The organism is Arthrobacter sp. 10L430, from assembly GCF_056395245.1.
The window spans coordinates 69054-87685 of sequence record NZ_JBFTJD010000014.1; the positions used below are offsets into that span (position 1 = coordinate 69054).

The 18632-nt window shown below is 68.3% G+C and carries 18 protein-coding genes; 14 read left to right on the top strand and 4 right to left on the bottom strand.

The window, feature by feature from the left end:
• Positions 1-47 precede the first annotated feature (47 nt).
• Positions 48-569: a hypothetical protein gene (locus tag AC1DDG_RS13595; RefSeq protein ID WP_476876455.1), complete on the top strand. Its 522-nt coding sequence runs from the start codon at positions 48-50 to the stop codon at positions 567-569.
• A 298-nt stretch (positions 570-867) separates the two neighbouring features.
• Positions 868-1788 carry a sigma-70 family RNA polymerase sigma factor gene (locus AC1DDG_RS13600; RefSeq protein WP_476876456.1) on the top strand — a complete coding sequence of 307 codons (921 nt, stop codon included), beginning with the start codon at positions 868-870 and terminating at the stop codon, positions 1786-1788.
• Here AC1DDG_RS13600 and AC1DDG_RS13605 read toward each other — a convergent pair.
• A complete protein-coding gene (locus AC1DDG_RS13605) occupies positions 1683-2618 on the bottom strand; it encodes a glycosyltransferase family 9 protein (RefSeq protein ID WP_476876481.1) in 936 nt (311 codons plus the stop codon). The two genes, AC1DDG_RS13600 and AC1DDG_RS13605, sit on opposite strands and share 106 nt — an antisense overlap.
• Positions 2619-2739: 121 nt before the next feature.
• Here AC1DDG_RS13605 and AC1DDG_RS13610 point away from each other — a divergent pair, with 121 nt between their 5' ends.
• The 7 genes from AC1DDG_RS13610 to AC1DDG_RS13640 all read left to right on the top strand — a co-directional run bounded on the left by AC1DDG_RS13610 (position 2740) and on the right by AC1DDG_RS13640 (position 9422).
• A complete protein-coding gene (locus AC1DDG_RS13610) occupies positions 2740-3276 on the top strand; it encodes a D-glycero-alpha-D-manno-heptose-1,7-bisphosphate 7-phosphatase (protein WP_476876457.1) in 537 nt (178 codons plus the stop codon).
• Positions 3273-4349, top strand: coding sequence for a glycosyltransferase family 9 protein (locus AC1DDG_RS13615; RefSeq protein WP_476876458.1), 1077 nt, complete (start codon positions 3273-3275; stop codon positions 4347-4349). The genes AC1DDG_RS13610 and AC1DDG_RS13615 overlap by 4 nt, the downstream gene beginning before the upstream one ends.
• Positions 4346-5308, top strand: a complete 963-nt coding sequence (locus tag AC1DDG_RS13620) for a glycosyltransferase (RefSeq protein WP_476876459.1) — start codon at positions 4346-4348, stop codon at positions 5306-5308. Before AC1DDG_RS13615 ends, AC1DDG_RS13620 begins: the two co-directional genes overlap by 4 nt.
• Before the next feature lie 32 nt (positions 5309-5340).
• Positions 5341-6594 carry a glycosyltransferase gene (locus tag AC1DDG_RS13625; RefSeq protein ID WP_476876460.1) on the top strand — a complete coding sequence of 418 codons (1254 nt, stop codon included), beginning with the start codon at positions 5341-5343 and terminating at the stop codon, positions 6592-6594.
• An 89-nt stretch (positions 6595-6683) separates the two neighbouring features.
• Positions 6684-7316, top strand: a complete 633-nt coding sequence (locus tag AC1DDG_RS13630; RefSeq protein ID WP_476876482.1) for a D-sedoheptulose-7-phosphate isomerase — start codon at positions 6684-6686, stop codon at positions 7314-7316.
• Positions 7313-8677: a D-glycero-beta-D-manno-heptose 1-phosphate adenylyltransferase gene (gene rfaE2, locus AC1DDG_RS13635; protein ID WP_476876461.1), complete on the top strand. Its 1365-nt coding sequence runs from the start codon at positions 7313-7315 to the stop codon at positions 8675-8677. The genes AC1DDG_RS13630 and rfaE2 (AC1DDG_RS13635) overlap by 4 nt, the downstream gene beginning before the upstream one ends.
• Before the next feature lie 43 nt (positions 8678-8720).
• A complete protein-coding gene (locus AC1DDG_RS13640; RefSeq protein WP_476876462.1) occupies positions 8721-9422 on the top strand; it encodes an SDR family oxidoreductase in 702 nt (233 codons plus the stop codon).
• Here the strand turns inward: AC1DDG_RS13640 and AC1DDG_RS13645 are convergent.
• A complete protein-coding gene (locus tag AC1DDG_RS13645; protein WP_476876463.1) occupies positions 9388-10587 on the bottom strand; it encodes a glycosyltransferase family 9 protein in 1200 nt (399 codons plus the stop codon). The genes AC1DDG_RS13640 and AC1DDG_RS13645 overlap by 35 nt on opposite strands.
• Positions 10588-10816: 229 nt before the next feature.
• Between AC1DDG_RS13645 and AC1DDG_RS13650 the strand changes: the two genes are divergently transcribed.
• The 3 genes from AC1DDG_RS13650 to AC1DDG_RS13660 all read left to right on the top strand — a co-directional run bounded on the left by AC1DDG_RS13650 (position 10817) and on the right by AC1DDG_RS13660 (position 14894).
• Complete coding sequence (locus AC1DDG_RS13650) at positions 10817-12307, top strand: aldehyde dehydrogenase family protein (protein ID WP_476876464.1); 1491 nt, start codon at positions 10817-10819, stop codon at positions 12305-12307.
• Positions 12304-13872, top strand: a complete 1569-nt coding sequence (rfaE2, locus tag AC1DDG_RS13655) for a D-glycero-beta-D-manno-heptose 1-phosphate adenylyltransferase (RefSeq protein WP_476876465.1) — start codon at positions 12304-12306, stop codon at positions 13870-13872. The genes AC1DDG_RS13650 and rfaE2 (AC1DDG_RS13655) overlap by 4 nt, the downstream gene beginning before the upstream one ends.
• 101 nt (positions 13873-13973) lie before the next feature.
• Positions 13974-14894: a spermidine synthase gene (locus AC1DDG_RS13660; protein ID WP_476876466.1), complete on the top strand. Its 921-nt coding sequence runs from the start codon at positions 13974-13976 to the stop codon at positions 14892-14894.
• Positions 14895-14930: 36 nt separating this feature from the next.
• Here the strand turns inward: AC1DDG_RS13660 and AC1DDG_RS13665 are convergent, their stop codons facing one another.
• Positions 14931-15836 (bottom strand): LysR family transcriptional regulator, encoded by a 906-nt coding sequence (locus AC1DDG_RS13665; protein WP_476876467.1) that lies wholly within the window; start codon positions 15834-15836, stop codon positions 14931-14933.
• A gap of 131 nt (positions 15837-15967) precedes the next feature.
• On the opposite strand from AC1DDG_RS13665, the gene AC1DDG_RS13670 reads away from it, so the two are divergent.
• Positions 15968-16720: a 3-hydroxybutyrate dehydrogenase gene (locus AC1DDG_RS13670; protein ID WP_476876468.1), complete on the top strand. Its 753-nt coding sequence runs from the start codon at positions 15968-15970 to the stop codon at positions 16718-16720.
• Positions 16721-16744: 24 nt separating this feature from the next.
• On the top strand, positions 16745-17368 hold the full coding sequence (locus AC1DDG_RS13675) for a flavin reductase family protein (protein ID WP_476876469.1): 624 nt from the start codon (positions 16745-16747) through the stop codon (positions 17366-17368).
• Positions 17369-17539: 171 nt separating this feature from the next.
• Here the strand turns inward: AC1DDG_RS13675 and AC1DDG_RS13680 are convergent, their stop codons facing one another.
• Entirely contained in the window at positions 17540-18619 is a 1080-nt protein-coding gene (locus tag AC1DDG_RS13680; RefSeq protein ID WP_476876470.1) for an ABC transporter substrate-binding protein, read from the bottom strand.
• Positions 18620-18632: the final 13 nt, after the last annotated feature.

An 18632-nucleotide genomic window follows, 5' to 3' on the forward strand; every position in this document is an offset into this window, starting at 1 on the left:
GGCGCAGTGGCCGGCCCGTGCTGGAAATGGAAAGAGGTGGATCCACGGTGGATGCCTGGATTTGGATCGTTGTTGGAATCGTCGTCGTTGCCCTGATCGTTTTGCTCCTCATGACGAGCCGCAAGCGCAAGGAGGCCTTTAGGCAAAAGCGCGATGAAACCAACCGTCAGCACGCTGCGGAAATCCGCAGGGAGGGGGAGAATGCGGAACTTGAGGCCCGTGAAAATGAGGCCCACGCGCTCCGTGCCAAGTCGGACGCAGAGAAGGCGCAGGTCGAGGCTGCCCGCCTCCGCCAGGAGGCCGAGAAGCGGCAGTCCGAGGCGCAGGGCCTTCGAAGCGATGCGGAGAAGCACCTGACCAAGGCTGACGCCCTTGACCCGGATGTGGACGATGAAGGTGGCCGCCGTTCCGGGGCCGTTGTTGACCCCGATCAGCGGACTGATGCTGACCGTGACATGAGGCCTGACCGTAACCGTGATCCCCGCGCCGACGCAGACGCCGGACGAGATCCGCGGACCGACGCAGGGGCAAACCCGGCCGATCCGCGCCGGAACACTCCGCGGGAGTGACGGACCGAACGCAATACGGTCCGGATAGTCCCGTCCCCGCCGCCCCCTGGCCGAAAATGCCCGCGAGGCGCTCCGCAGCGCGCGACGCGGTTTGAGTGGCGGGGACGGGACGACGCCGGGCACCCTTAGCCATGCCCTCGATTACTTCCTTGATGGCGGTCGCGGCTGGGCTGGATCTGCCAGGCGACATGCACCACGGCGTCCGCAAAGCCATTGTGTAATAAGCACGCTTATGATTTCCTTCTTCTAAGTCTTGCCGAAGGCTTTCTCGAGATCCAGGTCGAAGGAATCCCCGACAATGCCAGAGAATCCTCCCCTCACCACTGTGGACATGTCAGCCGTGCCCAGCGATGACTTCCAGATCGAAGGAACTCGTCAGGGGTCTGCCGGGCACGCTTCCAAGGGGCCGGCCCCTCAGGCAGGCCGCCTCCACGATGCCTTCCGGAACCATCTGGTGCTGAACTACCTCGACCTGGCCGAGTCCCTTGCTTCGCGCTATGCCACCCGGGGCAGGGACCGCGCAGACCTGGTCCAGGTGGCGTACCTGGGACTGGTCAAGGCCGCCAGGGGGTTCGATGAGAACAAGGGCGAAAGCTTTCCCGCCTATGCCGCCCCCACCATTAGCGGGGAGCTCAAGCGCTTTCTGAGGGACCGTTGCTGGACCGTGCGGCCGCCACGCCGGGTGCAGGACGTCCGGACTCAATTGCTGCGCACGGCCCCGGACCTGGCCCAATCCCTGGGCCATATTCCCACCGTTCACGAGCTGGCGGGTGAACTGGGCGTTTCGGATGAGGACGTCAGGGAAGCCCAGGCCGCGGCGAGCAGCATGCATCCCGATTCACTCGACACTGTGGATCCGTGGGGCGGGCCGCCCATGGCAGAAATGCTGGTCGCAGAAGACACGCCCATCGAGCATTTGGAAGAACTGGTCTGCCTGAATGATGCGATCCAGGAGCTGGACCCTGACGACCGGGAAATGCTCTACCGGCGTTACTTCCTCGAAGAGACACAAACGGAACTGGGCAGGCGGTTCGGGGTCTCCCAGATGCAGGTGTCGCGGCGCCTGTCCCGCATTCTTGTGCGCCTGCAGCGCCGGCTGCTGGCCGATGAGGATCAGGAGAGCAGCAGCCCACGAACGGCCCCGAGCACGTCCTCCACTGAAACAGCGAGGAGAGCCGGGTCCGGCGTCGCCGCGAAGGTGTCCCCCCGGCGGGCTTGAGCATCCGTAAGCACAACGTGCGGTCCCGGCGGCGGTCCCCACACTTCCACCGGTGCGGGTCCGAACAGCACAACCGAGGGCCGCGAATAGGCTGAGGCAAGATGTGCCGCTCCGGTATCGGCCGAGACCACGAGTCCGGCCGCGGCAATGGCTGCCACGAACTCGGACAGCCCCAGCGTACCGGCCAGGACGTGGTTCTCTCCGAGCCCGGACAAACGCGCAACATCCAAGGCCCGGGACCGCTCGGCCGAGCTGCCCGTGAACGCTATCCGGTGCCCGTCGGACGCCAGCTTCCGGGCGACCTCGGCGAACCTCTCCACGGGCCAGAGACGGCTGCCGTATGCCGCGCCCACGTGCAGCACCGTGGCGCCCGGGCAGGGGCTGGGGACCGCCGGCTGAAGCAGCCGGTAGTCAGCGGGGTCTGCCTCGATGCCGTGCCACCGCACCAGGCGGGTCCACCGTTCACGTTCATGGATGTCCTCGATCCAGCGCGGTCCGGGCCTAGAGGGGGTGCGGTGGCCAAGAATGGTTCCGGGCCTCATTTCAGCCAGCCGATCGTCGCTTTCCGGGCCGCTGCCGTGGAAGTTCACCGCAACGTCCACCCGGCCGGTTTCCAACGGAATGGGAACATCCAAGCCGTGCGTGGGGAGCAGTTCGTACCCGCCGACCAGGTCCACGGCTTCGGCCAGCCAGCCCTGGGCCGCGTAGAGCAGACGGTGGTCCGGGAAGGCGCGGCGCAGCGCACGGAGCGCCGGCACAGCTACCAGCAGATCGCCCAGTTTCAGCGCCCGCAGGACCAACAGGATCGGCTGTCCAGGATTGGCGTGCATTGCTTCCACTGCTGGCCTCCTCGGCTGAAGGCCGCCCGGGCCGGCCGCCTGACGAGGAGTCTAGTCCGAAGAAGTGGACTGCCGGTTGTTTAGGTCTCCCCGGGAGGGGAACGGAGGGGGTATGGCGAGCAACGTTTCCCCGCTCAAGGCTGTGCTGTTCGACAGGGACGGCACACTCGTTGTGGACGTGCCCTACAACGGCGATCCGGCCGAGGTCAGGCCGTTCCCCGGTGCGCGGCGGGTCCTGGACGAACTGCGCAGCCGCGGCCTGGCAACGGGGGTCCTGAGCAACCAGTCCGGCATCGCACGTGGCATCCTGACCCGGGGGCAGGTGGAGAGCGTCAACGCAAGGGTGGAGGACCTTCTGGGGCCCTTTGATGTGTGGGAAGTCTGCCCGCACGCTGATGAGGACGGTTGCCGCTGCCGCAAGCCTGCCCCCGGCATGCTCCACAGTGCGTGCAGCCGGCTCGGCATCAATGCATCGGAAGCGGCGTTCATCGGCGATATCGGCAGCGACGTCGAGGCAGCCCGGGCCGCCGGAGCGAGGGGCGTGCTTGTTCCCACACCGCTGACACGGGACGAGGAGGTTGCTGCGGCCCCTGATGTCGCAGCGGATCTCGAGCAGGCTGTTGCCCTGCTGCTTTTGGGACCGGCATGAGCAGGGTTCTGGTGGCCCGGCTGGACAGCGCGGGCGATGTTCTGCTGGCTGGCCCCGCCGTCAGGGCCGTGGCAAACGGCAGGAGAGCCGACGGCGGCAGCCGCAACGACGTCGTCGTGCTCTGCGGGCCGCAGGGCCTGCCCGCAGCCGCGCTGCTGCCTGATGTTGCGGACGTCTTCACGTGGGACAGCCCATGGATCACCAATCCCGCCCCGACCGTGACCGGTCCACACACGGACACGCTGGTGAACTTTGTCCGCAATTCCCGGATCACCGAGGCTGTCATCCTCACGTCGTTTCACCAGTCCCCGCTCCCGCTGGCGCTGCTCCTGCGGCTTGCGGGGGTGGGACGCATCACCGGGGCCTCGACGGACTACGCCGGATCGCTCCTGGATGTCCGGCTGAAGCCGGGTGAGGACTTTCCCGAGGACCAGCCGGAAGCTGTGCGGGCGCTGGGCATCGCCCGGGCGGCAGGTTTTCAGCTCACGGCAGGCGACGACGGAAAACTCATGGTCAAGGAGCCGCCGGACGTCCGGAACCTCGTGGGGGAGGGCCCGTACGTGGTGGTGCATCCTGGCGCAGCGGTCCCGGCGCGGGCGTGGCCTCCGCTGCACCATGCCGCCGCCGTGGAACTGCTGGTGGGTGCCGGCCACCGGGTGGTGGTGACCGGGGGACACGGAGAGCGGGAGCTCACGGCAACGGTGGCCGGCCCCTCCGGCCTTGACCTGGGCGGGGAGACGGACCTGGACACTCTCGCGGGCGTACTGGCGAACGCGGCGGTGGTGGTCACTGGCAACACCGGTCCCGCCCACCTGGCGGCCGCCGTCGGGACACCTGTGGTGAGCCTGTTCTCACCCGTGGTGCCGGCGGTCCGTTGGGCGCCGTACGGCGTTCCGCTGGAACTGCTCGGCGATCAAAATGCGCCATGCCGGCTGAGCCGCGCAAGGATCTGCCCGGTACCGGGGCACCCGTGCCTGGGGTCGGTGTCGCCGGAACAGGTGGTGGAGGCGGTTGAACGGCTGATGCGCGGTGTCTCCTCCCTCAGTACCCGGAGAAAGGTCCGTAGCCAATGAGAATTCTCCTCTGGCATGTTCATGGCTCCTGGACGGATGCCTTCGTCCGTGGACGGCACGACTACCTCCTGCCGGTTCTGCCCGACGGCGGCCCCTGGGGTCTGGGCCGCGCTGGCCGGGACTGGCCGGCATCAGTCCGGGAGGTCTCCCTGGCGGGGCTCGACGCGGACGGTCTTGACGCCGTCGTCCTCCAGCGTCCCGAGGAAGCCGCCGAGGTGGCTCGCGTGCTGGGACGGCGCCCCGGCGTCGGGCTGCCCGCCGTCTACGTTGAGCACAACACGCCCAAGGGCGATGTCCCCTTTACGCTGCATCCCCTCGCCGGCCAGCGTGAGATTCCCGTGGTCCACGTGACCCATTTCAACGAGCTCTTCTGGGACAGCGGCAGGGCGCCGACCATGGTCATCGAGCATGGCATCCCCGATCCCGGCTACCTCTACACCGGCGAAGTTCCGGAACTGGGCGTCGTAGTGAACGAGCCGGTCCGGCGGGGTCGCGTGACCGGAACGGACCTGCTGCCCGGCTTCGCGGCGGCCGCCCCGCTCCAGGTCTTCGGGATGGGCGGCGACCGCCTTCACGCCAGCACCGGCATCCCGCCCTCGAGGCTCAGGATCCGCGGCGATCTGAAAACCGCTGAACTCCACGGGGAGCTAGCCCGCTGCCGGGCCTACGTGCACCCGCTCCGGTGGACGTCGCTGGGACTTGCGCTGCTGGAAGCGATGCACCTCGGTATGCCGGTCCTGGCCCTGGCCACCACCGAGGCGGCGCGGGCCGTTCCGCCCGAGGCTGGGGGCATCTCAACCAACGTTCAGGAGCTTCGCCGGTGCGCCGAACTGCTCATCAACGATCCCGAAGAGGCGCGCAGGCGGGGCAAGGCAGCGCGGGAGGCCGCCTTGGAACGCTACGGTCTTGACCGTTTCCTGGCGGACTGGGACACCGTGTTGGCCGAACTCAGGACCTGAGCTTTAACCCCGGCGCGAGAAAGGACTACCCATTGAAGATCTCAATGATTTCGGAACACGCGAGTCCCTTGGCGGCGCTTGGCGGAGTGGACGCGGGAGGCCAGAACGTCCACGTGGCTGCGCTTTCCATCGCCCTGGCCCGGCGCGGCCACCGGGTAACGGTTTACACGAGGCGCGATTCGCCGGATTTGCCCGCAACGGTGCGGGTGCAGCCCAGGCTTGAGGTGGTCCACGTGGACGCCGGTCCCGCCACCCATGTGCCCAAGGACGAACTGCTGCCTTTCATGGGCGCGCTCGCCGACGGTGTGGTCCTTCACTGGGGCGGCGAGCCGCCGGACGTGGTCCACGGCCACTTCTGGATGTCCGGAATCGCCGCGCTGGACGCCGCGCGCCGCGGGCCGGCCGGTTTCCGGGTCCCCGTGGTGCAGACGTTCCATGCCCTCGGGACAGTCAAACGCCGGTATCAGGGCGCGGATGACACGAGCCCGGCGGAGCGCAGTTTCCTCGAGCCGTCCGTGGGGCGGTCGGCGGACCGCATCATTGCCACCTGCTCCGACGAGGTTTTCGAACTGAAGTCGATGGGGATCGCTACCGGCAAGGTCTCGATTGCGCCGTGCGGGGTGGACCTGGAGCTGTTCTCCAGCGAGGGTCCGGCCGATGCCCGGACCCGCGCCCACCGCATTCTGTCGGTGGGCCGGCTCGTCCCGCGGAAAGGGGTGGACCTGGTGATCCGCTCCCTGCCGTACCTTCGGGAAGCCGGCTTCGACGACGTCGAGCTCCTCATCGTCGGGGGCGGCGCAGGGGCGGACGGCCCGGATCCCGAGGCACGCCGCCTGCTCGACCTTGCCCGGGACCTGGGTGTGGCGGACCAGGTGGAGCTCCGTGGCCAGGTGCCGCGGGAAGCCATGCCGGGGATCTTCCGGAGCGCGGATGCCGTAGCCTGCACGCCCTGGTACGAGCCCTTCGGCATTGTCCCGCTGGAAGCCATGGCCTGCGGAATCCCGGTGGTGGCGGCAGCTGTGGGCGGCCTGACGGACAGCGTGGTGGACCACGCAACTGGCCTGCACGTGCCGCCGAAGGACCCGGAGGCCATTGCCGGGGCCGTGGCAGCCCTACTGTCCAGCCCCGCGCTCCGCGGGAAACTGGGACAGAACGGCGAACGTCGGGCCAAGGCGCGCTACTCCTGGAGCCGGGTCGCGGCGGAAACTGAAACGGCGTACCAGCTGGCCATAGCCGGAACCGCGCAGTCCAGCAGCCTGGAACCGATGGAAGGAGCGGCACTGTGACAACGGAATGGTCCCTGCAGGAAGCTGAGCTTCCGTCCCTGCCACCGGTGGATTCGGGGCCTGCGGGTTTCCCGCACACAGGGAAGAGACTGGATCCGGACATCACCGTCCCAGCGGCCTCCCGGGAGGCTGTCAGAATCCATCTGGAAAGTGTCCTGCCGGCGCTGCGGTCGCTTGAAAGCCAGGCCGACCGGCTGGCGGCCTGGGGTGTTGAGCTGGCCCAGCGGCTGCTCAGCGGGCAGCGGCTGCTCGCGGCCGGGAACGGCGGCTCGGCTGCCGAGGCCCAGCATCTGACAGCCGAACTGGTGGGCAGGTTCGACGGCGAACGGGTGCCTTTCTCGGCGATCTCGCTGCACGCCGAAAGTTCTGCCGTGACGGCCATCGCAAACGACTATGGCTACGCAGAACTTTTTGCCCGCCAGGTGCGGGCGCACGGGCGGTCCGGGGATGTCCTCATGCTGCTGTCCACGAGCGGCAAGAGCCCCAACCTGCTTCGCGCAGCCGAGGCGGCTGCTCGGCTCAACGTGACCACCTGGGCGCTTACCGGGCCGGCGCCAAATCCGCTGGCCGCCTGCTGCGACGACGCTGTGGCCATAGACGCCGTATCAGCCAACGCGCAGGAAGGGCATCTGATTGCGCTGCATGCCATGTGCCGGGCGTTCGAGGCCGAGGTCACCCGGAAGAGCCGCGGCGTCCCCGGTCTGGAGGCTGACCGCGGATGAGGATCACAGTGGTAGGCGACGTTTTGCTGGACGTGGACCTGGAGGGCGAGGCGACCCGGCTGTGCCCGGACGCGCCGGTGCCGGTGGTGGACATCGCTGAAGTCCGGCGGCGGGCGGGCGGCGCCGGGCTCGTGGCCCGAATGCTCGCCCATGACGGGCACCGCGTCACCCTGGTGACCGTGCTTTCCGACGACGGCGCGTCCCTGGAGCTGGAAGGCGCGCTCGCCGGTGTACGGGTGGTGGCCGGACCCTCGGGTGCCCGGACGCCTGTGAAAACGCGGGTACGGGCCAGCCGCCACCCTGTGGTCCGCGTGGACGAGGACTGCGGTCGCCCGGCCGTTCCGGGGGCGACGGCGGGCATGCTGACGGCCATTGAACAGGCGGAAGTCATTATCGTTGCGGACTATGGCCGCGGCCTGGCCGCGAATCCGGAAATCCGGTCCCTCCTCGCGGCCCTGGCAGTCAGCGTTCCGATCGTGTGGGACCCGCACCCCTTGGGTGCGGCTCCGGTGCCGGGCGTGGCGGTGGTTACGCCGAACCTGGCCGAGGCGGCCAAGGCAGCCGGCAGTTCGGCGGCCACGCCGGCGGAAATTGCCGAAGCGGGGGGTGTCCTGCTGGACCGCTGGCAGGTCAGGGCCGTGCTCGTCACCATCGGGGAGCGGGGCGGACTGCTGGTGGAAACGCGGAATCGCTCGCCGCGGATCGTCCCGGCGCCGCCGACCGACGTCAGCGATCCGTGCGGTGCCGGGGACAGGCTTGCTGCCAGTCTGGCGGTGCACTTGGCAGAAGGCCGCAGCCTCGACGACGCCGTTGAACTTGCCATCCACGAGGCCGCACATTTCCTGGGTGCAGGGGGAGTCGCCTCCCTTCCGGACCGCCACCGGCCGGTCTGGCGGCACCGGCGGGACGGGGATGCCCATGCCCTGGCCCGGAGGGTGCGCGCGAACGGCGGAACCGTGGTGGCGACCGGAGGCTGCTTCGACCTGCTGCACGCCGGCCACGTCCGAACCCTGGCGGCGGCGCGGGACCTGGGGGACTGCCTGATTGTGTGCCTGAACTCGGACGAGTCCGTCCACAGAATCAAGGGTGAGCAGCGGCCCATCGTGAGCCAGGAAGACAGGGCCGAGCTTCTCCTTGCCCTCGAATGCGTGGACGCCGTGATGGTCTTCGAGGAGGACACCCCGCAGGCGTGCCTGGATCTCCTGCGCCCGGCCATCTGGGTGAAGGGAGGGGACTACCAGGCATCGCAGCTGCCCGAAGCGGGTCTCGTCGAAAGCTGGGGCGGGCGGTGCGTGACGGTGCCGTTCCATCAGGCCCGGTCCACGTCTGTCCTGGCGGACGCGCTGGCCAAGGTCAGCTGAGGAACACGACAAACCCTGAAACAGTCTCGACGAAAGGAACACCATGAATGAATCGACTTTTCGGCCCGGCCGTGTTTTGGTCACAGGCGGAGCCTCCGGACTGGGGGCCGCCGTCGTAGATGCGGTGCTGCGGGCGGGCGGGACCCCGGTAGTGCTGGACCGGGATATCCGAAACGTCTCGGCGGCGAAGGCTTTCGAAGTTGACGTCTCGGACCGTGCGGCGGTGAGCGAGGCTGTTCGCCAGGCGGCAGAAACGCTGGACGGCCTGGACGCAGTGGTCACAGCAGCCGGGATTGACCGCTGCGGAAAGCTCGAGGATGTGGACGCGGATGAATGGGAACGCGTCATCGGCGTCAACCTTCTGGGGACGGTATCGGTGGTCCGGGCGGCTCTGCCGTATCTGAAGCGTTCCCGCGGAAGAGTGGTGACCATCGCCTCCACGCTGGGCAAGCGGGCGCTCCCTGAGGCCACGGCCTATTGCGCCTCCAAGTTCGCGGTGGTGGGCTTCAGCCACTCCCTTGCTGCCGAAACGGGTGGCGAGATCGGGGTGACCATCATGATCCCGGGCGGCATGAAGACACGCTTTTTCGACGACCGTGAGGAGCAGTACAAGCCTCAGGACGATTCCCGCCTCAACGATCCCGCCAACGTTGCCCAGGCCATCCTGTTCGTGCTGTCACAGCCCGCGGGCTGCGAGATCCGCGAGATGCTCATCTGCCACGAGGAGGAAGGTTCATGGCCGTGAGCTGGCGGACGTCCTCATAGACCGCGTCGGGGGCGACCGCCTCCACGGTGGATTCGTCATGGCGGCACCGCGGCGCCGTCCAGCCCACCTGGGTGATGTCGATTCCGCAGACCGGGCAGTGCGTCGCCCAGCCGAGATGGATCCGGTGCAGGGTCCGTCCCAGCGGTGCCGCGTTGATGGCATTGCCGGCCCAGAAGACGCCCACGGTGGGGGTGCCGAGTGCCTGGGCCAGGTGACGCGGTCCGCTGTCATTTGCCACCACGGCGCAGCAGGCCGCGAGCAGCGCCGCGAGCTCGCCCAGTCCAAGTTGGCCCGCCAAGGAAGCCACCCGCGGTGCCCTGTTGCGGGCCCCTTTGGAGTCCGCCTTGGCGTGGCCGACGGCGGCCTCCACCACTGTTTCCGCCAGTTCCTTTTCGGTGTGGTCACCGACCACCACGACCCGGAAGCCGTCGTCGGCCGCTTTTCTGGCCACGGCGGCGAAGCGGTCCACCGGCCAGCGGCGCCGCGGATCAGTGGCGCCCGGATGGATCACCACAGTGCCTCGCGCCTCAGTGGACGGGAACAGCGCGTCCAGTCTCGGGGCCAGCTGCTGTGCGAACTCCGGCAAGGCACGGACGCGCGCCTCCAGCCCAGGGGGCGGAGCCCCGGCGAACCCGGCCACTTCCAGCGCCCGCTGCGGCTCGTGCTGGTAGTACACGTACGGCACGGTTCGCTCCAGCCGGGCCGCGTCAGGGGTCCTGGTGCCCACGGTGTGGCGTGCCCCGAGGCGGAGCAGGAACGGATTTGAGTAGCGCCCTCCGCCGTGCAGCTGGACGGCGAGGTCGAATTTCCTGGCGCGCATTTCGCCGAAGAACCGGTCCAGCTCGCCATGATCCTCGGCTCCCGGCCGGACGCCCTCGGCAAACGGCAGAATCAGCGTTTCGTCCAGCGGCCCTTCAATCTGGGACAGCAGCTCTGCGTGGATGGGGGTGCCCAGCAGCGTGACGGAGGCCTCCGGATAGGCGGCCTTCAGCGCCGAGACGGCCGGCAGTGCGTAGATCAGGTCGCCCAGGCCGCCACCGCGCAGCACGGCGATCCGCGATACGTCGCTGAATCTCTCCAGGACCGGGCCCACCCCATAGCCGGTGGCGCGTGCACCGCCGAAGTCGGGGTTGAGGTGTTCCATGGCGTCAGCCCCTTCGGCTACGGACGGATCAGGTCAGGTGTGCGGGTTCCCGTGGGGCCACCATAAGTCCCCGCCTGCCCGGGCCGCCAGCGCCGAAAACTCCTGACGGCACAGGCGTGTAAACCGACAAGGGCAGGGTACGGATGAGGTCAGGAGACGGCGGGATCACGAGTCGGGCGATCACCTGCTCCATAGAGGCACGTACCAAGCGAACCCAGCGAGGAGCCACATGCAAACGACCACCGAGAGTTTCCTGGCCACTGCCCACGACGTGCTGACCATCCGGGACCCCCGCACGGGCGACGTCGTGGGAAGGTTCCCGGCCGCCCGGCCCGAAGATGTGGCACGGGCTGTGGATAAGGCCCGTGCCGCCGGGCCCGCCTGGTCCGCCACGCCACCGGCGGAGCGGGGCAAGCTGCTGCGGGCGGCCGCCGCTGCCCTCGGCAGGGCTGCCGCGGAGTTGGCGGATATCAACGCGCGGGAGACGGGGCGCCCCGCGGAAGAGGCTCTCGCCGGGGTTGCTGCCGGAGTTTCAACCCTGGAGCAGTACGCAGAGCTTGGCCCCGTGCACCGCGGCCTCAGCCTGCGGGGCAACCTGCTCGCGGCCGACTACACGGTGGCCGAACCCCGCGGCGTGGTCGTGCTGCTGACGCCGTGGAACGATCCTGTGGCAGTGGCGTGCGGACTGATCGGCGCGGCGCTGGTCACCGGCAACACCGCGGTCCATAAGCCCAGTGAGCGCTGCCCCGGAGTGGGGGAACGGCTCGGGGAGGTGCTGGCATCCGTCTTCCCGCCTGGTGTGCTGCTGACCCTGACCGGAGGATCCGACGTCGGCGCCCTCCTCACGCAGCAGGCGTCCGTTGACGTTTTTGCGCACGTAGGGTCCAGCGACACGGGCGCACGCATTGTGCGCGCCGCCGTCGCCTCCGGGGCCCACGTGATCCGGGAAAACGGCGGCAACGATCCGCTGCTCGTGGACGAAGGGGTGGATCCGGGCTGGGCGGCGGAGCAGGCCGCCATCGGCGCCTTCAGCAACAGCGGGCAGATCTGCACCTCGGTGGAGCGGATTTATGTCCACCGGGCCGTGGCGGAAAAGTTCTGCGAGGCGCTCGCGGAGCAGGCCCGGAACCGCAACCGTGCCGGCGGGATCGCACCGCTCGTGGATACGCGCCTGCGTGAGGCCGTCCACCGCCATGTTGCCGAAGCACTGCGGCTGGGCGCCCGGGCGGCTGAGGGCGGAGCAGTTCCGGACGGCCCCGGCGCCTTTTATCCCGCCACCGTTCTGCTGAACTGCACCGACACCATGGACGTCATGGCGGAAGAAACCTTCGGTCCGGTGGCTCCGGTGCGCGTGGTGGATAGCTTCGACGAGGGCCTCGAGCTGGCCGCGGCGGGCCGCTACGGCCTGGCTGCGACGGTCCTGACGGGAAGCATCGCCCACGCCCAGCGGGCAATCGCCGTCCTTCCGGTGGGGACAGTCAAAGTCAATGAAGTGTTCGGCGGGGCTCCCGGCGGTTCCGCCCAGCCACGCGGCGAAAGCGGTCACGGCTTCGGTTACGGCCCCGAACTCCTGGACGAATTTACCCGGGTCAAGGTGGTGCACATCGCTGCGCCGCCGCCTCTGGCCCCGCGCTCGGCCGAGGTCTCTGCCAGCTCCGGCCCGTCCGCCGGGCCGTCCGCTGCCGAGCCCGGCGCGGCCGAGGAAGGCGCAGCACAATGACGGGAGGGGGAGCCGGGGGGCAGGGCATAGCCGGAGGCGGCCTGCCCCGCGAGAGCTGGCCGGACCTCTCCGAACAGCGTGGCCTGGCGGCGTGGCTTCCGCAGCGTCTGGCAGAGGAGAGCCCCGCAGTCCTGGTGGTGGGTGACCTCATACTCGACGGCTGGTGGAGCGGACCCAGCGACCGGATGTGCCGGGAGGCGCCGGCCCCCGTGGTGGACATCGACCGCCGCGAATTTTCCCCGGGCGGCGCCGCGAACACCGCCATGAACCTGGCGGCCCTGGGCGCCCGCGTCAGCGTGGCCGGGATCATCGGAACGGACGACGCCGGGGCGGAACTGAAACGCCAGCTGCTTGGCGCGGGCGTCGACACGAGCCACCTGACCGAACATCCGGGCATCGTCACCACCACGAAAATCCGCATCAGCAGCGGCGGCCAGGTCCTGCTGCGGTTCGACGACGCTGCCGCCAGCATTCCGGACGGCGCTTTGGCGGCGCTCGCCGCGGCGGTGCCGGCCGCCGTCGAACGCCAGGACGCCGTGGTGATCTGCGATTACGGCACAGGCGTTCTGGCAGGGCCTGTCCGCGCCCGGCTCATAGAATGCCTCTCGCGGCGGGAACCGGACCCGCTGGTGGTGGTGGACGCGCACGACCCCCGTCCGTGGGCGGCGCTGGAACCGGACCTCGCCACGCCCAACGCCCAGGAGGCCGGAAGGTTGCTGGACCGCCGACTCACCGGCGGGCCGGAGCGCGCTGCCGTCGTCACGGAGCACGGGCAGCAGCTGCTGCAGGCCACGGGGGCGCGGGCAGTGGTGGTGACGCTCGACCGCGACGGCACCGTCCTGATCCCGTCCGCCGGCAATCCCCACCGGACCTGGGCACGGCCCGCCACCGAGAAGCAGGCGTCCGGGGCGGGCGACACGTTCGTGGCGGCGCTGACGCTGGCGCGGGCTGCCTCACTCCCGCTGACGGCCAGCCTGGATCTGGCGCAGGCGGCCGCCGACGTTGTGGTTCATCACCCGGGGACGTCCGTGTGCGGCACGCACGAGCTGGGGCGCTACCTCGAGAGCTTCGCGGACACCGCCCTGACGGCAGATGAGCTGGAACGGCACATCCGTGCCCACCGCAGCGACGGCCAGCGGGTGGTCCTGACCAACGGCTGCTTCGACGTCCTGCACAGCGGGCACACCCGGTACCTGAACCAGGCCAAGCAGCTGGGGGACATCCTGATAGTGGCGCTCAACAGCGATGACTCCGTGCGCAAGCTCAAGGGCCCAGGCCGTCCCATCAACAGCGTGGCGGACCGGGCGGCCGTTATTGCGGCTCTGAGCTGCGTGGACTATGTCACGGTCTTCGATACCCCCACGCCCATTCCGCTGATCGAGCAGCTGCGTCCCGAGATCTACGCCAAGGGCGGCGACTACACACCCGAAATGCTGGCCGAGACCGAGGCCGTGGAGGCCTACGGCGGGCGGGTCTCCATTCTGGACTATGTGGCAGAGCGTTCAACCACGGCCATGGTCCAGCGCATCCGCAACGGCGAGGGTGCTGCGGTTTCAGAAGCCTAGCCTCCGCTGATCGAGCCTGACGAGATCGAGGTTTCGACTGGCTCAACCGGCGGCACGGAGGTCAACTAGGCTTGCATCATGACGGAAGCGGCGGACAACTAATGGCACGGCGCGGCAAATCAGGCGGCAAATCCGGCGGCAGAACGGCTGACACAGCGGTGCGTGGAGTGGTGGAGCTGGCCAAGGGCGCCCGACCGGACGGTCCCGTCGAGGGCGTCTACTACATCGACACCGGGGACTGCGAGCTGATTGCGGACCAGGACAATTCCACGGGCTGGCTACTGCGGATCAACGGCGTCATGAGTTCGCATATCGACCTCGCCGATCCGTTGTTTCTGGACTTCGAATATATGCGCTGGATGGCCGCCCTCATCGAATCCCGCTGGCCCCCGGAATCCCGGCCCAAATTGCGAGGTCTCCACCTCGGCGGCGGAGCGTGTTCCCTGGCCCGCTACTTCCACGCCGCCTACCCCGACGCCCGCCAGGTTGTAGTGGAGCTGGACGGGAAGCTGGCCGACTACGTCCGCGGCTGGTTTGACCTCCCCAAGGCTCCGCTGCTGAGGCTGCGTGTGGGCGAGGCACGCGCCGTGACCGAAACGCTCACCCCGCAGACCCGCGACTTCATCATCCGGGACGTCTTCGCCGGTGCGCTGACGCCGCGTCCGCTGACTACGAGCGAGTTCAACGGCCATGCCAGGCGCGTGCTGGCACAGGGCGGCATCTACGTGGTGAATTCGGGCGATGCCCCTGACCTGAAGAATGCACGCCAAGACGCCGCCACCATCGCGGCTGCCTTTGAGCACACCGTGATCATTGCTGATCCCGCCATGCTGAAGGGCCGCCGCTACGGAAACATGGTGATGGCCGGCAGCGACCTGCCGTTCGACGATGACCCCCGGCTGGCACGCCGGCTCCTGGGCGGCGCGGTGCCCGCCCACATCTGGAACGACGACAAGGTGCGCGCCTTCGCCGCGGGGGCGCCGGTCCGGCACGACCCAGCAGCCCCAACGGTTGCTCCGTAACTGCCGTTTTTGCCTGAAAGTGCCGTTACGGAGCGATCAGCGAGTTCCGCCGCGTCCCAGCAGCGACTCCCGGTGGTCCGTCACCTCTTCGCGCAATGCCTGGACCACGGCCGCGACAGCCGGTCGCCGCATGGAGTCCGGCCGCAGCACCATCCAGTAGGGGAGCCGTTCGGCGAAGTGCTGGGGGAGCAGGCGCACGAGATCGGCATGCCTGTCGCCCATGAAGCAGGGCAGGAAGCCGATGCCCGCTCCTGCCCGGGTTGCCTCAACGTGTACAAACACGTTGGTGGAGCTGACCCCGTCCCGCATCGCCGGCACCAGACGCCGCGGAGCGTCGAGATCGTCCACCTGCAGCATGGAGTCCACGAAGTACACCAGCGGATGCGTGGTCAGGGCTTCCACGGAGTCCGGAGTTCCGTTCTGCTCCAGGTATGAGCGGGAGGCGTACATGCCCAGCACGTATTCACCCAGACGGAACGCTTCGGCCCGGTGCACCTGCGGTTCGCCCACCACCACCTCGATGTCGAGCCCGGAGCGCTGCTGCAGCGCCCGCCTCGTGACGGTGACGATCTCGACGCTGAGGCCGGGGTGGTCCCGCCGCAGTCTGGCCACAGCCGGGGCGGCGATGTAGGCGCTGAAGCCGTCCGTCGCGGTCATGCGCACGACGCCGGTCACCGGGTCGGGCGGGCGGCCCGAAGGTCCCAGCGCACGCACCGCGGTTTCGACCTGTTCCGCAACCATGACAGCCTGCGCGCCGAGTTCGGTCAGCTCCCAGCCGCCTGCCGCCCGTGAGAGGACGCGCCCGCCGAGCGCTTTCTCCAAGGCCGCAATCCTGCGCGAAACGGTGGTGTGGTTCAGTCCCAAGGCCTGTGCCGCCGTCGTGAATTTCGCCGAGCGGGACACCGCGAGCAGCACCAGCAGATCATCCGGATTGGCTTCCATATCTGCAATTTTGCACGAAACGCGTGCTGGATTGGCCATTGAACCCGGAACTTTCTGCAGCAATACTCAGGTGGACCGAAAGTGCCGTGATTCATGGCACGTGTCAGCGTTGACACTGTGAGGAGCAGACCATGAACGCAAAGAACCTTAGCGGCCGGAAGGCCGTGGTGACCGGCGGTGCCAGCGGCATCGGTGCAGCGTGTGCGCGGGAGCTTGCCGCGAGGGGAGCCAAGGTAGTGGTGGCTGACGTGGATGAAGCGGGCGCCGCGGCCCTCGCCGACCAGCTGGGCGGCACGGCATGGGCTGTGGACCTCCTGGATGTGGACGCCCTCGCGGCGCTGAGCCTCGACTGCGACATCCTGGTGAACAACGCCGGCATCCAGCAAATCAGCCCCATCGAGGACTTCGAGCCCGAAGCCTTCCGCCGGATCCTCAGGCTCATGCTTGAAGCACCGTTCCTGCTCGTCAGGGCGTCCCTGCCGCACATGTACGCCAACGGCTTTGGCCGCATCATCAACGTGTCATCCGTGCACGGGATCCGGGCCTCACCCTTCAAGAGCGCCTACGTTTCCGCCAAGCACGGCCTGGAAGGGCTGAGCAAAGTGACGGCGCTGGAGGGCGGCGAGCACGGGGTCACGTCCAACTGCATCAATCCCGGGTATGTCCGTACCCCCCTCGTCGAAAAGCAGATCGCGGACCAGGCCAAGGTCCACGGCATCCCGGAGTCGGAAGTCCTCGCCAAGGTCATGCTGACCGAGTCGGCGGTAAAGCGGCTCGTGGAGCCCGAGGAAGTCGCCTCGCTCGTGGCCTGGCTGGCCTCCGACGACGCCGGCATGGTCACCGGCGCAAGCTACACCATGGACGGCGGCTGGTCGGCACGGTAAAAACCCGGCCGTTAGGCTGGGACCATGCGCAAGGATTTCAGTCCCGCCGGGATGCCGTCCGCCGAGTTCTACCGGCTCCTGACGGCCGTTGTTGTTCCCCGCCCCATCGCCTGGGTATCCAGCACGTCCGCCGAGGGGGTGGACAATCTTGCTCCCCATTCCTTTTTCACCGTCGCGTCGGTGACCCCGCCGATCATCCAGTTCACCTCGGTGGGCAGGAAGGACTCACTGCGGAACATCTCGGCGCGGGGTGAGTTCGTGGTGAACCTTGCGCCGGCTGATTTCATGGCCGAGGTCAACGCGACCGGCACCAACTTCCCGCCGGAAGTCAGCGAGTTCGACGCCGCCGGCGTGACCCGGGAGCCTGGCCTGACGGTCGGTGTGTCGCGGGTGGCGGAGTCCCCCGTGGCCCTCGAGTGCCGGCTGCATTCGACGCTCGCGATGGGCGACTGCGTCCTGGTGTTCGGCGAGGTCACCCATGCCGCCATCTCCGCGGACGTCCTGGAGGGCGACCATCCCCGGATCGATCTCCTCGGACCGCTTGCGCGGCTCGGGCGCGATGAATGGGGGCACCTCGGGCCGGTCCAGGAGCTGGGCCGGATCCGCAGGTCTGACTGGCCTGGGGACTTTCAACGCCGGGACTCTTAACACCGGGACTTGCGACGCCTGGATGAACCGGACGCCTGAACTTGCGACGCCGGGACGAACTGGACGCCTGACGCACGCCTGCCGTGCGGGCCGCCGTCGGGCTTTCAAAGCGAGTGGGCCCGTCATCCGATTCCGAATGACGGGCCCACTCGGTGCCTCTGCAGGGCGGTCCTACTTCACGAACTCGTTCGTGTAGGTTTCCTCCAGCTTGATGTCCTTGTTTCCGACTTCCGGATTTGCCACCTGCTGGGTCTTCAGCACGGCCTGGACGCCATTCTCGGTGAAGGCGCCGTCCTTGCTGAGCGTCTTCTTCAGGTCCTCGATCACCTTGGCATAAAGGGCCTTGTCGCCGCCGGCGAATTTCTCGGGCATCTTTGCGGCGATCTCCTCGCCGGAATGCCCGTCGATGAATTCCAGGGTCCGTTTGATGGCCTTGGCGAGCTTGCCGGCCGTCTCCTTGTTCGCGTCCAGCCAGTCGGTCTTGGCGTAGAGGCTGGAGGACGGCCAGGCATCAGTCTCAAAGACTTCCTTGAGTCCGTCGGCCGTGCGGACGTCCTCCAGGATCACGGGGTCGTGGCCGATCCGCTTGGTCAGCACGGACACGTCCGGCTCGAGCATGACGGCCGCATCGACCTGGCCCTGCTCCACGGCCGCGACCGCCGATGAACCGGCGCCGATGGCGGACACCGCCGCATCCGTCTTCTGCAACCCGTTCTTGGCGAGGAGGTACTTGATGAACATGTCCGTGGACGACCCCGGGGACGTCACACCTACGTTCTTGCCCTTGAGATCGGCAAGGGTCTTGATCTTGCCTTCGTTCTTCGGTGCGACCAGCAGTGCCAGCCCGGAGGACCTGCCCATGTCCACGAACGCCTTGATCTTCTGGTTCTTGGCCTGCATCTGGATGGTGTGCTCGTAGTATCCGCTGGTCACGTTGGTGCTGCCGCCGATCATGGCCGTCAGCGCCTTCGAGCCGCCCTGCAGGTCCTGGAGCTCGACGTTCACGCCTTCCTCCTGGTAGTAGCCGAGCTCCTGCGCGAGCGTCGTGGGGAGGTACGTCAGGAGCGTCTGGCCACCGATACCGATGGTCACCTTGGAACTGCCGGCACCACCGGCCGCCGCGCTGCCAGACTGACCGGGAGGCGCCGCGGCCGGAGCGCCGCAGGCAGACAGGGCCAGGGCAACGGAGGCGATGAGGGTGAGCGGCCGGATGAGGCCGCGGCGCCTTTGCCGGTTTTCGTTCTGTGTCATCGGGGGTCCCTTC